This window comes from Pseudomonas petroselini, assembly GCF_045037875.1.
Lineage (GTDB): Bacteria > Pseudomonadota > Gammaproteobacteria > Pseudomonadales > Pseudomonadaceae > Aquipseudomonas > Aquipseudomonas petroselini.
The window spans coordinates 3229926-3248001 of sequence record NZ_CP173614.1 but is presented as its reverse complement, the minus strand read 5'-3'; the positions used below and the strand labels follow the sequence as shown (position 1 = coordinate 3248001).

The window sequence follows — 18076 nt, the reverse complement described above, 5'->3', positions numbered from 1 at the left end:
GGCTGGGGACTACCGAACTTTTGTCATGAAAGCTTCATTTTGGATTGGGTGGGGGGCAATTTTTTGTGGTGTCTATATCCGTTATTTGGGGGGTGACTGGTATGGGTTCCGCCCTGACACCGGGGCATCCACCTGATGTATGGAGATCAAACTGTGGGAGGGGGCTTGCTCCCGATAGCAGTGTGTCAGCTAATGCATCTGTGACTGCCCCACCGCTATCGGGAGCAAGCCCCCTCCCACACTTAACCGAGATCGACAGTAAGAACCCGGCCGGCTCCAGGCCGCCGCTCTGGGCCGAGGGATCACTCAGATCTGCTTTTGCTCTACACCACTCAGGTCGGCTACCAGGCCGCCGTGCTCTTGCTTTTGATCTGGGGCGCCCCGTCAAACACGCTGGGCGCCTAAGATCAAGATCACAAGCCAGATCAAAAGCAGGCTGATATCTACCTGATGCATGGAGATCAAACTGTGGGAGGGGGCTTGCTCCCGATAGCAGTGTGTCAGCTCATGCATCTGTGACTGCCCCACCGCCATCGGGAGCAAGCCCCCTCCCACACTTAACCGAGATCGACAGTAAGAACCCGGCCGGCTCTAAGGCCGCCGCTCTGGGCCGAGGGATCACTCAAATCTGCTTTTGCTCTACACCACTCAGGTCGGCTACCAGGCCGCCGTGCTCTTGCTTTTGATCTTGATCTGGGGCGCCCCGTCAAACACGCTGGCCGAACGCAGGCTTGAATCCGTGGGTAACCCGGCAGGACGCCGGGTTAGCCGCCACGCGCCATGGATGGCGCGTGGCGGCGGCCCACGGATTCAAGCCGGAGTGAGGGCACACCGAGCCTAGGCGAGGTGCCGAGTGTTGGGGCGAAGCGTTTTTGGTTACTTTTGGCGCTCTTCCAAAAGTGACCCGCCGTAAGGGCGGAACCCATTTCAGCCGTTACCTAAACAACGGATATGTACCCCACCCACACCACCAACGTCGACAAAAGAGCACATCCTGCGATCAATACCCTTGCTGTCTTTATCCAACTCAAGACCAAGCACTACCCAAAAAAACAGGGCGATCATTGATCGCCCCAAACGGTACATCGAGAGGTCCTTTCCAAAGCCTTACAAACTGATCTGCTGACGCTCCTCATCCGTCAACCGCGCCCGCGCCTGCTCACTCAGCGGCCCCGCGCCCAGCACCTGCACCGGGCTGCTGGGGTTGTAGCCGGAGGTTTTCTGCGCCGGCTCCGGCTCACGCGGCAACGGCTCACTGCCCAGGCTCAACACCTCAACCGTCATGATCGACGGCCGACCCTGCTTGGCCGCCGCCTGCTGACTGCGCGCCGCATCTTCCGCCGCCTGGGACGCCGCCGCCCCAGCCGCGCTGGCCGAACTCATTGCACCGGTGTTGACCGTGGCAGACACCGGTATCCCGGACGACTTACCCTGGCTCTGGATGTTCGCCGCGTTCACCACGCGCAAAGCGGCGATGTTGACGTTACCCGACACCCGAATCCCCGCCTCCCCCGCATCGATGGTGCCCATCGGCGCGATCAGGTCGATATCCCCCGCCGGCACTTCCGGAATCGGGTTCAGCGTGGCGATCCCCGCACCGGTACTCGGCACCGATGGCGACAGGCTCACGTTGCCCCAGTTGTCATAGACGCGCTTGGGCGGCGTGTACACCACCGTGGTCTTGGAACCACGACCGGCGTTGATGTCGCCCTCGCTGGTCCAGCCCATGATCGAGCCGCCGAAGGTGGTCATGATGCGGCTCTGCCCAAGCAGGATGCTGCCGAGCGAATACAACTGGATATCGCCTGCGCCCTGAGTGATCACGCCAGCCGTCGACGGTGGTGCATCGCCTTCGATGCCGAAGGTCTGGCTGCCGCCAGGGGTGAGCATCTGGATCGAACCGCCGAAGTTGGTGTGCACGCCGGCACCGCCGAACATCGTGATGTCGCCTTTGTAGGTGATCGGATTGCCGGCCACGTCGGTCTCGGGGAACAACCGGGCAATCGCCGTACGGCCACGCACATAGCTACCCTGGCGCACACTACCGTCCTGGTTGTACTCACGGCCGGCGGCCTTGAGTTCGGCGAAGTACACGTCACGGGCGAAGATCCGTTGTTGTTCGGCGGGCAGTGCGGCGTAGTAGGTACGGGCCTGTTCGCTGTCGCCGGCGAAGCCGAAGCGTTCGGTGAGCCAGGACACCAGTTCATTCTCGTAGGTCTTGGCGACTTTGCTGCCCTGCAACGACTCACCCGGTTGCGCCAGGTTGGCGGGGTTCAGGTAGGCCTCGACAAAGCGGCGGTAGTCCGGGCCGTTGGGGCCCATGCCGGCTTGCATGACGATGCTTGCGCCAGGACGGCTGTCGCCGGCCGCGACAGCGCCCAGGCTGTTCACCGCGACTTTGTCTTCCATCTGAATGTTGCGCCCCGCCGTCAGTTCCAGGGTACCGGGGCCGGCAACGTTAAAGCTGCTGTAGAGGATGTCGCGGCCAGCGCTGGCGATGGAGATATCGGTGGGGCTGTTGTGCACGAACAGGTTGCCGGTAAAGGTGTATTGACCCGTATCCGTGACACCTGCGCTGGCACCGCTCAAGCGCGTGCCGCTGCCGACAATATCGCGTCCGGCTTGCATCCATACCGGGCCTGCGCCTTCGTAAAAGGTTTGCCCGAACCGAGCGTCACCCGCCCCCGTGATCGTGAGGGCGCGCCCACTGTTGACGCCCAGCAGGTCCCCACTCAGCGCATAGAAACGCGCGGGCTCCAGGGCATCACCCCAAGCCATGCTGGCGGTGTTGGGGCCAAAGGCAAACAGTGGAGAAACCGTTAAGGTTGCAATGTTGCCATCGCTGGAAAGATTGCCACTGCCCACTATTGCCGTTTTTTGATCAGTCAGGAAACCGGCGAAGGCCGGACGCAGAATAGTCGCCAGGCTATTGGGTGCCGCACTGGAGCGGCTGATCGTCAGATCGCCGCCGGAGATCGAATCACCGGCCAGCAATTCCAGTTGCCCATTGGACGAAGGTGCGAGTACCAACGCCCTGAGCGGCTGCACGTCGCCAGGATTACTGGTCGAGGCGCTGCCGTAATAGAGACTGCCGTTAGCGGCAACCGCACGCAATGTCGCGGGATAGACCGCCGCCATATCGGTTTCCAGGGTCTGGGTCAGGGGCGTGAGGTTGCCCCCGGCAGAGAACAGGTCCACTGCTGTGCGGTCGGTCCACAGGCTGAACCAGCTTTGCCCAATCCCGTTGACCCCCTTATTGACGTAGGTCAAGGCGTTCATCTGCGGCGCGCGCCCAGGGTCGGCGACGTCCTGTAACACCAGGTCGCCACGGGTGGACAGGCTGAAAGTGGCGTCGCCCGGCAATAGGCTCAAACCTCCCGCAGCAAAGGCCGAAGTGGCGCGCAACGGATCATAGGCGCGTACCTCACTGGGACTCTGGTCTTTGCGTTGAATGCCATACCGCAGCGTCAGACTGCCCAGGGCGCCGCCGGTCAATTGCACGTGCCCACGCAGGTTCACCAGTGCACCATTGAGGTGCTCTGCAAAGGTCTGGCTGGCGGGGTTAACCGCTCCGCCGACCCGCAGGTTCAGATCACCGCCACCCGTCAGTTGCACACTGCCATCGGCCCCGACCCGACCGGTACTGCCGACTGCCAGTACCAGGCCTTGGCTGCGCCGGCTGACGTTCAGAGCTGTTGACGAGACAGGGCTGATGAGTCCTGCATCGCCACCCACATCAACATTCAGGTTGCCGCCTCCCAGGGTGCCAAACCCGGTGAACCCGACCATCTGGTCCGCCCGGTCGGTAGCGACGTAGGAACCAAAATTGATCCACCAGGCGGTGGCTTGCGCCTGGCTCCCACTGAGCCCATTGCCCTGACGCCACAGCCAGTTGCCGACGTTGGCTGAATCCTGACCCTGGTCGCTCGGTACCGGACGACCAACGCCATTCTGCGCCGGGCTGGTGATATTACCCGTCAGGTTGCCGCCCACTTTAAGCAGCAAGTTGCCGCCCGTATCCGGGTACCAGGCACGGTACAGACTGCCGGTGTCTGCGTTGACCAGCTTTTCGTTGCCCCCGGCGTTAGCCAATACCTTGCCATTGCTGCCCAGGGCTCGCTTGAGGTTATACGGATCGTTGGTCGAGGTGCCGGTGGACGAGCTGCCTGCCGTGTAGACGCCGAACAGCGACTCCATGCTCAGGTTGCCGGCGGCCAGCAGGTCAAGGTCTGCAGCGCCAGTGCGGATTACGCTGAAGCGACTACTGCCGCCCACCAGCAGCGTATAGGCCTCACCACTGACAACGCAGTATTCCGGGAAGTCGTCACATACACCTGGGTATTGTATTGCGTCGAAATCAACCGGTTGGCCTACCATGCTGTCATCGCCGAACCACCCTATAGAGCCCTCCTCGGTCCAGACCTGGGCTCCTTTCCCGAACGCCCCATAGTGACTGTCCGCCAATCGCAGATTGCCGCTTACCGGATGTGGTTGCAGCAGGCGACTGTCCGCCGCCTCGGTATCGGCCCCCGCGACCAGGCGAATCGACCACGACTGCGCACCCTCCTCCAGCATGGGTGCAATTGCCCAGTTCTTGCCCGGATGGCCGGCGTCACGCAACGTCACCGACTCCACGCCGCCCGGCAGCTTCACGTCTGTCCCCGACGGCAACAGGGCGCCCCGGGGCAGCACTTGGCTGGCGGTCAGGGTCACCTTGGTGGCCAATGGCACGCCCTTGGGCCAGATCAAGCCGTCGACACTGGCTGACGTGCTCAACAAACTGCCGGCATCCAGGACACTGCCGATGGCGAGGGTCTGGCTCTGAGTCAGCAACGTGCCCGCCGCGAACAGCACATTGCCCGAGGCATCCCGAACAGCCGCCGCCAACACCGTACCCGCCGGGAGTACCAACGGTTGTTTGAGCGTAGCCGCGACGGGCAATCGGGTGCCCGGCGGCAAAAACAGGGGGTTGGTCAGTACATCGAAATTAAGCGCAGCGCCCGCGGGGAACACGGTGCCCACCTCCAGGGTCACGCCGCTGCCCGGTATCACCACGGTGCCGCCGGTGTAGTCGATACCGGCGCGCAGCACCCAGCCATTGTCATCGTCGGTGGTCGGTGGCGCGGCAAAGCCGTCGTTGATGCTGCCATAGATATTCAGGTCGCCACCGGCACGCAGGGTCAGGCTGCCGGACTCGGTCTTGGCCGTTGATTTGAGGCTGGCGTAGCGATAGCTGGAGAGGTCCAGATCGCCCTGCACTACCAGGTCGCCATCCGGGGTTTTGCTGATGATCTCTACGCCGGGGCGCAGGTGGAAAACATCGCCGTACGTGGCGTTGTTCAAGCCGGCAAGCTTCTGCAGCAAGTTGCTGTTAACACGCGCGGCGTTGATGAAATTCGTATTTGCTGGATCGACGATTTTCGTGAGGTAGTCCTGATCAATCACTTGGTACGGGCGCCCATTGGGCGTTTCATCGGTGTTGGTCGGGGCATCGTCGTAGGTTCTCATGCCGTTGAGCGCAATCGAACGCGCGCCCTGGATAGTCAACGGCCCACGGGCGTCGATGGCGATGTCATTGCCGCCCACGCGCGGCGCGTTGAGTTCCAGCGTGCCACGGCTGCGCCCGTCATTGCCGGTCGCAGCAGCAGTACCGTGACGCAGGTCGATGCGCGCCCCCTCGGCCAGGGTCAGTTGGCCCAGGCCCGAGCCCAGCACCACGATGGCGCGGTTGGGCGAATCGATGATCTTGCCGTAGCTGTCCACCCGCAGTTGGCTGCCATGGGCGTCGAGCACCGCCGTGCCGTCCAAGCTCAGGCCGTTCTTGGCCGCCAGGTTGATGCTGCCCACGCGCTCGCCGCTGGCATCCACCAGGCCGGTCACGCGCAGGCTGCCATTGTCGATCGAGACGTTGACGCTGTTGGCCTTGACGTCATTACCGATCGTCAGGTCGCCCTGCTTGAGCTGGAAGCTGCGCGCACCGTAGACCTGGCCCTGGTTGAGGCGTTGGTTGAGCGCTGCGAACTGGTCGCTGAGCGTACCGCTGCCGCCCAGGCGCTGGGCCTGGATCTCCACCGCACCCGCGAGGTAGGGCACCCGCGTGCCACCGGCATCGTAGTCACCGCTGCTGCCAGCGATGATCTTGCCTGCCAAGTCGACGATCCCCGCAGCGCCGTCCACCGCCACCGCGCGCAACTTGCCCGCCTGGTTGTGCTGCGCCGACAGGTCGATGGTCGAACCGGCGGCCTGCTGCACATTGCCGGCACGGCTTTCCAGCAAGACCTCGCCGCCTGCGCTGTATTTGGTCAGGTCGTTGAAGGCAATGGCCCGGCCGGACACATCAATCGAGGCGGCATCGGTCAACACCACGTCGCCCCGCGCGCCCAAGGTCACCTTGCCGCTGGGCAGTACCACGGCAGTGGCCAGGCGAAGGCTATCGCCTTGCAGTGACAATTCGCCGCCGATACCGTCCACCTTGCCTACTGCGCCAGCCGAGGCGCTGACATCAATCGCGCCACCGGCGGTAATACGGTTGACCGAACCGGCTTCACCGGTCATCAGCGGCGTGAGGATATTCAGGTTGCCGCCGCTGTAGGCAAAGCCCTTGATCGCATCAAACGCGCCCTGGCTCTGGTACACCGAGAGGCTGCCCTTGTGGTTGGCGGTGATGCGCTCACTGGCATTGAGGTTGACGTTGGCAAAGCCCAAGGCGAGGCGGTCGAAGGTCTTGGTCGTGCTCGGCTGGGCAAAATCCCCATAGCCGAATTCGATACGCTCGGCATTGATGTCCAGGCGCCCGCTGCCGGTGCCGGCACCGCCAGTCACCGCCGCCACAGGCGGCGCGACGGCACCTTGCCAGATCAGGTTGGCGGTGTGGACAGTCGCCACGTCGTTCAAGCCGCCAGAGCCGTAGATCGCCGGCGTGGAGAGCATCAGGTTGCTCAGCATCGACTTGCCGGTCACGGCGTCATAAGTGTCCAGGGTGGTGGTGCCGTAGAAGTTAAAGCTGTCACGCGCCGACAGTTGCAGGGTTTCCAGGGCCGGGGCGCCGAATTGGGTGTCACCGCGCAGCAGGCGTTCCAGCACTTGCTGGTTGAGGGTCATGCCTACCGGCAGGCGATTGTTGGCGGCTGCATCGGCCAGGGCTTCGGGGCTGCCGACGTTGATGCTGGACACGCCCAGGTTCAGGTGACGGGTGCCATAGCGCACCTCATCGCCCATCTGCAGGGAGCTGTCGGTCAAGGTAACGATGCTGCCTTCGGAATACAGGGCTGTCTGGCCGCTGCAGGGCGCGCTGTTGCACACGCCTAACTGGATGCCCCCACTGATGACTTCGCCCAATGACGGCGCGGCGACTACGTTGAGCAAACCGTTGGACACCGCCAGCACATTGCTCAGGTTGTAGATAAAGCCGTCACGTGCGTCGTAGCTGGCCTTGCCCTGGCCTATCGTGTTGATCGAGGCGCCTTGTTCGAGCGCAATTTTTCCGGTGGAGGTCACCAGTAATACCTCCGGTGCCGCCAGGTTCGCGCCGTCGCGCAGGATGATGGAACTGGTGATACTGCTGGGGAGGTTGATGTAGTTGCCACCCTGGCCGTACGTGACATAGGTCATCCCACCGATCAGCAGGCGAGCCGCGCCCATTGCATTCAGGCTGTCCGCATCCACCGTAATGCCTTTGAAATTGGCGGTAGCCGCGTTGCCTGCCGCGACAATTTCGATGTCCCTTCCCAAGCTGCCCTTTTCTTCGTTTATCAGCGATACGGTACCGCCATAACCGCCATCAGCGGCCTCGAAGCGGCCGATCCCCTGGAACGAAAAGGCATCCGCACCTGCGCCTGGCCGCAGGGCCAGTTGCAGGGTCTTGGCATCCACCGGCAGCAGTGCCCGAGGTATACCCAGCCTGGTGGCGTCGGCCACGGCGAACTGTGCGTAGCCGGTTTCGTTGTATTGGGAGTAACGACGCAACATATCGGCCGACGTGAGAATCACCTGGCTGGCCGTGCTGTTGCTGATACCAGTATTGGTGATGGACAAGCGCCCTGCCGTGGCCCATGAGCCATTGCGCAATGCCTGGGTCGCACCGTCGGCGCCCATCCCGGCCAGGCCGTTGATCTCTAGCCGGAAAGCCCCAGGCATCAACGCATAGGTGGACGGCATCAGGGTATAGGTGCCGGCCGCCAGGCCCGGCACGCCGGCGCCGATTGTGATCTGCTGGCCGATCAACGGATCGACCGCGCCACCTTCCGGCGCCACCGGGGCATAGCCCGGTTGCACGCCCGGCACAATCGCATAGACCGGGTTGGTGCTCAGACCCGGCAGTACAAACCCGCCGTTCGCACCGAACTGTACCAGTGGGTTGTAACGTGCATCCGTAGACCCCCCGCGCCCGGAAATAAATCCGGCGCCGAGCAGCTCACCACCGCCGGACAGATCCAACGTCGCCTGCGGCAGCACCTCCACCGCCTGGCCACCGAGAATCACCCCGACGTTCAGACTGCCTGCAACGTTGCCGCCACCTTGGCCTATAAACGTTACTGTCTTGCCGTTGTACTTGTAGATCTGCCCATCCACGGTCCCGCCGTAAGGCAATACCAGGCCCTTGCCACTCACCGACGTGAGGCTGCCCGGCAGCAGTTGCACGTCTGTAGAACCCAGGTTGCCGATCTCGATCAGCCCCAGGGGCGCACGCACCACCCCGCCCTGCTTGATGGTCGGCCCGCCCAATTGCAGACGACCAAAGACCGAGTAAGGCATGGCGGCATTGCTATTGGCGGTGCGTGCGAGGGTCAGGGTGCGTGTCGGATCATAATTGAAGCCTGTGCCATTGCTGGCAGCATTATTCACATAGCCCGCCAGTACCCGGGCGCCGACTTCAGTCGCCGGATACAACTGCGCCGCACGCAGGGTCATGTCACCACCGGTCACTAATTGCGTGCTGATGCCCTGGGCAATCACATCCGCACCGGCCCCCGCCAGGAAGCGCAAGTCGCCCTGGCTGGTCAGTTGCACATCATCAAACCCACGCCGTTCAAGGCTGGCCTGGCTGTTGTCGGGCCGCAACAGATAGCTCTTGTTGCCGAACACCACATTGCCACGCACGTCGATCAGGTTGGCGTTGGCGTTGAACTGCGCCGTGGTGGCCAGCACCGATGGATTGGGCAAAACCGGCACTGCACGGGTGTAGGCCTCCTTGCCGGTTTCTGCAGGCGCGAGCAGGCCGGCCAACAGCAGGTACGGCGCCGACAGGTTGACCCGTGAATTGGCCGCGGCGCTTTCACTGAGGTTATAGCTGCCACCGTACAGGCGCAGGCTCTGGCCCATGTTCAACGACACATCACCGTCAAAACTCAGCAAGCCGTTGCTGAGCAGCGCAAGATTGTCAAAGCCGCCGGCGGTGACCTGGTCCACCCCGAGATGGCCATGGCCGTATTCCAGGTTGGCGTTCGGGCTGGTTTGATGGGTCTGGCTGAGCACCAGTTCACGCACGTTGAGCACACTGTCGTTGACGCCGGCCTTGAGGTAATACGGGCTTTCCAGCGCAAGGGCCAAGCTGCCGCCCGCCGCCCCCGCCCCGCCCGCACGGGCAACGAAGCTGCCGTCCAGGTACAGGCCGTTGTTCGACGCAAAGCTGATACTGCCGCCATTGCTGGACACCGGCACACGGCCCTGACCGGGCACGTCGAGCATCGCCTGGGCACCGGACGCGTCCAGGCGCGCGCCCTCACGGACCACCACAAACACATCGCCGGCACTGGCAATGCCGGTGGCGAGGTTGATATCGCCGCCAATGCTGATCTTGCCGCCATTGAGGACCTGGCCGTACACGTTGCCCCGATTGCTCACCGCCGTGACCGCTCGCGATGCAACGTCAATCAGCGCATTTTCTCCCACCCAGATCGAGCGGTCATGGCCAGCCGCAATCGGCTGTTCCCAGGCCTGTGGCGACACGCTCAGGCCGCCCAGGCTGACACTGCCACCCCAGGCATTCAGGCTGCCGTTCAGGGTCAACTGGCCAACGCTGCGCAGGTTAATGCCCTGGCCGGGGTCGACATTGATCACCGCGCCCTGGCCCACGGTCAGGGCGGTGGTCGCCAGTTGTGCGGCGGTGGAGTCCTTGGAGCCAGCCGTCAACGTGAGGCTGGCACCGCGACGCTGGGTCAGGACGCCTTGGGTCGGGTTTTCCTGGTAGAGCGCTGGCGTCCAGCGTTCCAGTGCGGTGGCGGGGTCGCTGCCACTCGACGCAGCCAGTGTCTGCTCGCCCACGCGGTAGACCGGCGTGGTGACATCCACCTGGGTGCCGTCAGTGACGAGCAGCCCTTCGTTGCCGGTGATGTCATAGGCCGAGAAGCCCTTATTGAAGAAGTCGCCCGCCAGTTGCACGGTGCCCGCGTCGGGTGCCGTGGCGCGGGTGCCGATCTGTACCTTGCGTGCCTGCAACGCCAGGGTGCCGCCACCGCTGACGCCATAGCCGCGAATCTCGCCGTCCAGCCCGAGGCTACTGAGGGACGCCAAGGTCACATCGCCGCCCTTGCCACCGATGAGCTTGCCATCCAGGCCGAGGATGCCGCCGGAGGATGCATCCACCACACTGCCGGCCGCCAGGTTCACGTTGCCGGTGCTGCGCAACGACACCTTGCCGCCGTTCACATAAGCCACGCCGCTGTTGTTGGTCGGTTCCAGCAGCAGGTTGCTCCAGCGCCCAGTGGTGTCCAGCTTGACCCCGGAGGCCAGGTTGACGCCGCCATTCCCCGCCACGATTGCATCGAGGACAGTGCCTTTGAGCGGATCGACCTGGTTGAGGATGTTACCGGCATTGATGCTGCCGCCGTGGGCGGTGAGATTGGCAGTGATATTGACGCCAGGCCCGAACAGGGTGATATCACCACCGTCCGCCACCTGGAGTGCGCCGTTGACCGTGATCTGCCGGGTGGCCCCGACCTTGATCGCGCCCAGCTCATAGCCATTGAGCTGATCACTGTCGAGCACCATCTTGCCCTGGCGATCCGCCGGCAAGGCGGTGGTGAGGTCCAGGCCGTCGGCGATTTTCTGCGTATTGCTGTCGATCAGTACCTGGTCGGCGTTGCCGGTCAGGGCATACCGCAGGGTACCGGTGGTCTTGTTGTAGACCGGCGTGTACCCGCCAATGATCAACTGCGCGCGCTGGGCCATGGCCTTCTGCGACTGTTGGTAACCGTCTAGGTTGATGTTCGGGGCCTGGGTCTGGCGGGTGCCTTGGAACACGTCGCTGATCACCTGGCCTTCGAGCACTGCGCTGGTGGTGCCGATCACCAGCTTGCCCGCATCGCGGCCCACCGTGTAACCACTCTCGAAACGGCGTTGCTTGGCAATCATCGGGTTGTAGTAGTAATCGGTCTGGCCCCAGCGCTTGCTGGTGTCTTCGTAGCCCTTGTAGAACCCGGAATAGAGAATATCGCCCGGCGCATTGGACAGCTCATACAAGCGTCCATCCGGGCCCTTGAGCCAGGTCTGCTGGATATACCCGGCCTGCACATCCACGGTGCCGCCCGACAGGTTGATCTGCGCGCCCTTTTGGGTCACCACATCCTTGCCGGTAAAGGTCACGGTGCCGCCCTGGGCCATCCATTCGCCGACCGAGTGGCCCTGGGTACCGAGGTAACCGCCCACCTCCAGCAAACCGCCGGCGGTGTACCAGCGATCCGTCGCGTAACCGTTGGTACCGGCCGGCACAAACACCAGCTCACGCAGGTCGACCCACACATCATTGTTGATCAACTGGCCGCCGTCACGATTGACCGGCGCATCGCGCTGCTCGTTGCCCTGCACGTTGATCTTGATGTTGTTGGACTCCATCGACACCCTGACGCCGATGGCACCAGACACGTCGATCATCGCCCCATCACGCACCAGGCTGCGCCCGGCCGCGCTGACCGCCACCTGCCCGCCCGTGGCCAGGGTGGTCGAGCCTTTCTGGAAGTCCACGGTGCCGCCACTGACGATCTCGATACGCGACTGGTCGGTGCGGTCGGCCACGGCGCTGAGGTTGTTGAACGTGCCGGTAATCAGGTTGGCGGGGGTGCCGTCGAGCTTGATCAGGCCGTTGCCCTTTTGGCTGTTCAGCGCGGTACTGCCGCTGCTGTCCAGCAGGATCGCGGTGGTGCTGCCTTCGCCCAGGGTCACGCTGCCGGTGCTGTCGCTGGCAGCGTTGAGCAAGTGAATGGTGCCGCGGGTATCCACCGACGTGCTGGCCAGCGCAACGCCGTTTTGCTGCACCTGATGCCCGGTCAGGGTGATGTCGCCCGTGGAGGCCATGATCAGGCCGCTGTTGCTGACCTTGCCGGCGCTGCTGCCGGCGTTGAGGCTAGTTGCCACTTCGTTGCCACGGGTAGTGGAACGATCGTTGCCGGTGGTGCCCACGCCCTTGCGGATGTAGAAGCTGTCGCCGGCCGCAAGGGTGGCCTGGCCCTTGGCGGTAGTGATCGTGCCGGCGCTTTCCACTTCCGAACCGAGCAGCAGGGCGTAGCCGCCCGAATCGGTGGAGGTCGCCGGGTTGTGGGTCTGGATCAATGCACCGCGCTGCACCTGGACCTTGCCCGCCGCGTCGGTAAAGGTCGGCTGGGAGCCCGTGCTATCGACATAAATCCCGCGCTGGGTGAACTGCTCATCGGTGATGTTCGCGGCGGCGGCCACCAGGTTACGTACGTTGACCTGGCTGGTGCCACTGAAGACCACACCGTTGCGGTTCACGATCATCACCGTACCGGCGCCATTGATCTGGCCCTGGATCTCACTGGGCCGCGCATTGGGGTCGTTGACGCGGTTGAGCACGGCCCAGCTGGACTGCTGCTGGAAATCAACGGTGGTGTTGCGCCCGACGTTGAAGGTCTCCCAGTTGAGGATCGCCTTGTCGGCGGTCTGCTCGATGGTCACCGTGGTCTTGCCGCCGGACTGGCTCTGGGTCGGGTTCTTGGCGTTGATCCAGCCCTGGGTCAGGCTGTTGTCGACCCGCAGGCCGCCCTTGCCCAGGCCATCCGGAATCGTCGAGACCTGGCCAAACGCCGCCTGGCGTCCCGCCGCTTGCGCGGCCTGCTGCGCGGCAATCGCCGCCACACTGGTGTTCAGCGTACTGATGGAGCGCGCCAACTGCTGGTTGACCCGCGCTTGCTCGTTCAGCGACGGAATCCCCGGCACCTGCCCGGCACTGAGCCGCGCCGCCGTTGCCGCCTGGGTCGCGCCTTTTTCGGCAAACCAACTGGAACTGAACGCCGTGGCTGCATGGGCATTACCGGCCACCATCAACAAGGCAATGGCCTGAGCCAGGGGCTTGAGGCGCAGCACGGTTTCTTGGGCTTTCAGGTTGACCGGTGATTTGCAGCGGACCATCGGGGTTCTTCCTTCTTTGTTATCACGCAGGGAGCAAGACAGGCTCACGTATGAGGGTTAGGCGGTTGGCGAGGGGCGCGACTGAACTTCTGTCATGCAAAGTTCATATAGGGCTGGTAACGGCTCGAAAACCGCACAAACGCAAAAATCAGCAACGGCACGGGCCGTTGCTGATCAGGGGGTGCAGGTCGTTGAAAGCGTGGGTTACAGCGGACGACCGATACCGTTGCAGACGTTGGTGTTGCCGATGCTCAGGGCGTTGCTCGCGGTCAGGAAACTGGCGCGAACGGTGGCTTTCCAAGCGGTTGGCAGTGGAACGAAAGCGTTGGCGGTGATGGCTGCATCGTTGTTGTTGGAGGCGCCGTAGTGCTTGGTGAAGAAATCACGCACTTGGGTGGTCTGGGTCGCGTCGGCATAGCACTGGCTGAAGATCAGGTTGGTAAAGCCCAGGATAGGGTAGCCCGAGGTTGGGTAAGGCTGTACACCGGCGGTGTTGTCCGGACCGAAGACTGGAACCCAGGCGTCCGGGTTGGAACGATCAGCGGCAGCCGGTACCGGTACTGCGCCGATAGCGGCAGACACGTTGGCGGCGGCAGGCGAAACGCCCTGGGTGTTAGTGGCGACGTTTTTGCCCACGCGAGCCACTTTGGTAGCGTCGTCCAGACCGGCCAATGTAGGGGCGGCGAAGTCAGGGCTCATGTAGGTGATGCGGCCATCGCCGGCGGCCAGGGCAGTCATTACACCTTGGCTGCCAGTAGCAGCAACGGCGCCGGCAGGCAAGCCACCGGAGAAGCTGGTGCCGAAGGTGGTGGTGACGGCGAAGTTGCCTGTTTCTGCGTTGCACTTGGCATTGAGGAAACGGGTGAACAGTTCAGTGGTACCACTGCTTTCGCTGCGATAAACCACAACGATCGGACCGGTACGGCCAGAACCGGAAATACCGTCCCAGGTATTGATACGGCCCGAGAACACGCCGCACAACTCTTGAATGCTCAGGTCTACAGCGGCGGAACCGCTTTTATTGAAAGGAATGGCAACCGAAGTCCCCACCGATGGCACCTGGATCAACTTGCCCCAGGTCGGTTGCTTGGCAGACGCGTAGGTCGACAACTCAGTGGCGCTCAGCTTGGAGTCGCTGCCCGCCCAGTGCACGTTCTTGTTCGTCACGCCAGCCTGGAACTTGGTGTAGTCGTTGTTCAGGAAGGCTGCCTTGCCGTTACCGCTGCCGACACCAATGTACTGGGCGAAACCGGCAGTCAACACGCCGGAGGTCTGGTACAGCGCTTGTGGCAGGGTGGCACCACCGCCGTTGATGTCAGCCATTGCAGCCTGTGCCGAGCACAGTGCAGCGAGGGTCATGGATACCGCGAGAACGTTGCGCTTAAACATGAAGAATCTCCTTTCGTCGTGTTTGTACGTTGGGGTAGATGGCTCTTGCATGACGCCATGGCTTCGGTCCCGAGCCGGTTTGCGGGGGTGGCGAGGGGTGAGGCCATGGGTAGGAAATTTCGCAGCTTCCGATGACAGCAAAAGGAAAAAACCTCGGGAGGAAGGGCTTGATTTTTAAAAAGATTCTCGGGTGTTTTGGTCATGGTTTTGAGCGGTTTGGAGGGAAGTGACAGCGAGGTTTCAGCTTGCGGGCCTAGAGACCGCGTAGGGGGCGAGATGTGACGGAATGAGGAACCCGAGGTTGGACGTGGCGGCATCGAGTACCGGAAAACGCAACTGAAGAAACCTGATCCAAATGTGGGAGCTGGCTTGCCTGCGATGGCCATAGGTATCTAAACAACTTTCAAAGACTGAAAAGTTTCCCTGTAGTGAGCGGGCTTGTCCCGCGCTGGGTGGCGAAGCCGCCCCAAACCCAGGCGCTGCGGTCTTTCTGAAAAACCGCGGAGGCCTTATTGGGGCGGCTTCGCCACCCAGCGCGGGACAAGCCCGCTCACTACAAAGGGGTGTAGATACCTATGGCCATCGCAGGCAAGCCAGCTCCCACACTTTTTTGACCGCGTGTATTCAGGTGACCAGCTGGTTGATCTCGATGATCGGCAACAGCACCGCCATGACGATCACCAGCACCACGGCGCCCATCACCACGATCATCAGCGGCTCCAGCAACGCGGTCATGCCCATGGCGCGGCGTTCGATGTCCCGCGACAGCGTCTGCGCCGCGCGCTCGAGCATGGGCGGCAGCGAGCCGGTTTTTTCGCCGCTGGCGATCAGGTGGATCAGCACCGGTGGGAACACTTTCTCCACTGCCAGTGCCGGGGCCAGGTTGACGCCTTCGCGCACTTTGGCGGTGGCGTCGTTGACGCACTGGCTCAGGCGATCATTGGACAGGGTCTGCCGCGCCGCTTCCAAGGCCCTTAGTAATGGCACGCCGGCCCCGCCGAGAATCGCCAGGGTCGAGGCAAACCGCGCGGTGTTCAGGCCCAGCACAAAACGCCCGATCAGCGGCAGGCGCAAGACGCGGCTATGCCAATTCAAACGCGCCACCGGGTTGCGCAAATACAGGCGCCAACTCCAGAAACCGCCGACGATCCCGCCGAAACACAGCCAACCCCAGGCGCGAATGAAGTCGCTGGCGTTGAGCATCGCCAGGGTCAGCCCCGGCAGGTCCTGGCGCGCCTGGGAAAACGCGCTGACCACCTGGGGCACCACGTAGCTCAACAGGAAAATCACAATGCCGATGGACACCAGTCCCACTACACCGGGGTAAATAAACGCGGTGAGGATCTTGCCGCGCAGGTTGTTGCGCTCCTCGATGTAATCGGCCAGGCGCTCCATCACCTGGGCCAGGTCGCCGGACTCCTCCCCCGCCGCGATCAGCGCGCGGTAGATCGACGGAAAATCCCGTGGCCGCGCCGCCAACGCCTCCGCCAGGCGCATGCCGCCACGCACATCGGCGCGCACACCGGCGAGGGTCTGGGCGATGTGTTTTTTCTCGGCCTGCTCCACCGTGGCGCTCAACGCCGCCTCCAACGGCAGGCTGGCGCCCAGCAGGCTCGCCAGTTGCCGCGTGGCCCAGGCCAAATCATTGTCTGAGAGTTTGGCAGTGAACAGGCTGCTGCCCGCCGCCGCTGGCTGGCCGCCTTCGATCTGCACCAGCAACGCGGTCAAACCCCGGCTGCGCAAACTGGCGAAGGCCGCACTCTGGCTGTCGGCCTCCACATGCCCGGCCTCGACTTTGCCGCTGGCATCGGCGGCTTCATAGCGATAGCGATTCATCAGGCGTCCCGTGTCACGCGCAGGATTTCTTCGGGCGCGGTGGCACCGCTGCGCACCCAGCGTTCGCCGTCTTCACGCATGCTGAACATCCCGGCGCGGCGTGCGGCCAGGCGCAAGTCCTGCTCGTTGGCGCCCTGGTGGATCAGGCTGCGCACATCGTCGTCGACGCAAAACAATTCATGGATACCGGTACGCCCGCTGTAGCCGATCTGATTGCACTGCGCACACCCCACCGGGCGCCAGGTGCCGGGCGCCGCAGGGTCCTCCTGCTTGCAGTGCGGGCACAGGCGGCGCACCAGGCGCTGGGCCAACACGCCGAGCAATGACGAAGCCAACAGAAACGGTTCAACGCCCATATCGATCAAGCGATTGACCGCCGACACCGCATCGTTGGTGTGCAATGTCGCCAGCACCAGGTGACCGGTGAGCGAAGCCTGCACGGCGATTTGTGCGGTCTCCAGGTCACGGATCTCACCGATCATGATGATGTCGGGGTCCTGGCGCAGGATCGCGCGCAGGGCCAGGCCGAAGGTCATGTCGATCTTGGCGTTGACCTGGATCTGGCTGATGCCCGGCAGGTCGTATTCCACCGGGTCTTCCACGGTGAGGATATTGCTGGTGCTCGCGTCCAGCCGTGCCAAGGCGGCGTACAGACTGGTGGTCTTGCCGCTGCCGGTAGGCCCAGTGACCAGCACGATGCCGTGGGGCTGGCGGATCAGCGTATCCAGGCGCGCCAGCAACTGCGCCTCCATGCCCAGGGTTTCCAGCTGCAAGCGCCCGGCTTGTTTGTCCAGCAGCCGCATGACGACTCGTTCGCCATGCCCGGTGGGCACGGTCGACACCCGAATGTCGATGGGCCGCCCGGCCACACGCAGTGCAATACGTCCATCCTGGGGCAGGCGTTTTTCGGCGATATCGAGCTGGGCCATGATCTTGATCCGCGACACCAGCGCGCCATGCAAGGCCTTGCGGGGTGAGACCACGTCCCGCAGGGTGCCGTCGACGCGGTAGCGCACCACGGAGTGGGTTTCGTAGGGTTCGATGTGGATGTCGCTGGCCTCGTCGCGGGCGGCCTGGGTGAGCAACGCGTTGATCATGCGGATCACCGGGGCGCCGTCCTGGGTGTCGAGCAGGTCGGTGATTTCGGGCATGTCTTGCATCAGGCGGTCGAGGTCCACCTCGTTTTCCGCCGCACCCACTACGGCGGCGGCGCTGCCAGTGTCGGCGTAGGCGCTGGCCAGGAGGCCGTCGAGTTCGTCATCGCGTATCTGCTCAACCTGCGACTGACCGAACTGGCGCTGCACTTCGCTGATCGACCAGCCGGGGGTTGAGGGGCAGACGGTCAGCAGCATGCCGTCCTCGCCGGGGCGCAGGAGGATGCGTTGGGATTTGGCCCAGGCGTAGGGGAGCAGGCTCATACCCTTCTCCCGCAGGAATACACAGTGCCAATGTGGGAGGGGGCTTGCCCCCGATGGCGGTGTGTCAGCCA

5 protein-coding genes are annotated in these 18076 nt (G+C 63.3%); all 5 read right to left on the bottom strand.

Annotated elements, in window-relative coordinates:
- Window positions 1-927: 927 nt before the first annotated feature.
- Window positions 928-1065 carry a hypothetical protein gene (locus ACI512_RS15175; protein ID WP_405121860.1) on the bottom strand — a complete coding sequence of 46 codons (138 nt, stop codon included), beginning with the start codon at window positions 1063-1065 and terminating at the stop codon, window positions 928-930.
- A gap of 42 nt (window positions 1066-1107) precedes the next feature.
- Window positions 1108-13362: a filamentous haemagglutinin family protein gene (locus tag ACI512_RS15170; RefSeq protein WP_236381766.1), complete on the bottom strand. Its 12255-nt coding sequence runs from the start codon at window positions 13360-13362 to the stop codon at window positions 1108-1110.
- Between the two features lie 204 nt (window positions 13363-13566).
- Complete coding sequence (locus ACI512_RS15165; protein ID WP_236381764.1) at window positions 13567-14751, bottom strand: substrate-binding domain-containing protein; 1185 nt, start codon at window positions 14749-14751, stop codon at window positions 13567-13569.
- Window positions 14752-15375: 624 nt separating this feature from the next.
- Window positions 15376-16587 carry a type II secretion system inner membrane protein GspF gene (gene gspF, locus ACI512_RS15160; RefSeq protein ID WP_093546588.1) on the bottom strand — a complete coding sequence of 404 codons (1212 nt, stop codon included), beginning with the start codon at window positions 16585-16587 and terminating at the stop codon, window positions 15376-15378.
- Complete coding sequence (gene gspE, locus ACI512_RS15155) at window positions 16587-18005, bottom strand: type II secretion system ATPase GspE (RefSeq protein WP_236381763.1); 1419 nt, start codon at window positions 18003-18005, stop codon at window positions 16587-16589. The genes gspF and gspE overlap by 1 nt, the downstream gene beginning before the upstream one ends.
- Window positions 18006-18076 lie beyond the last annotated feature (71 nt).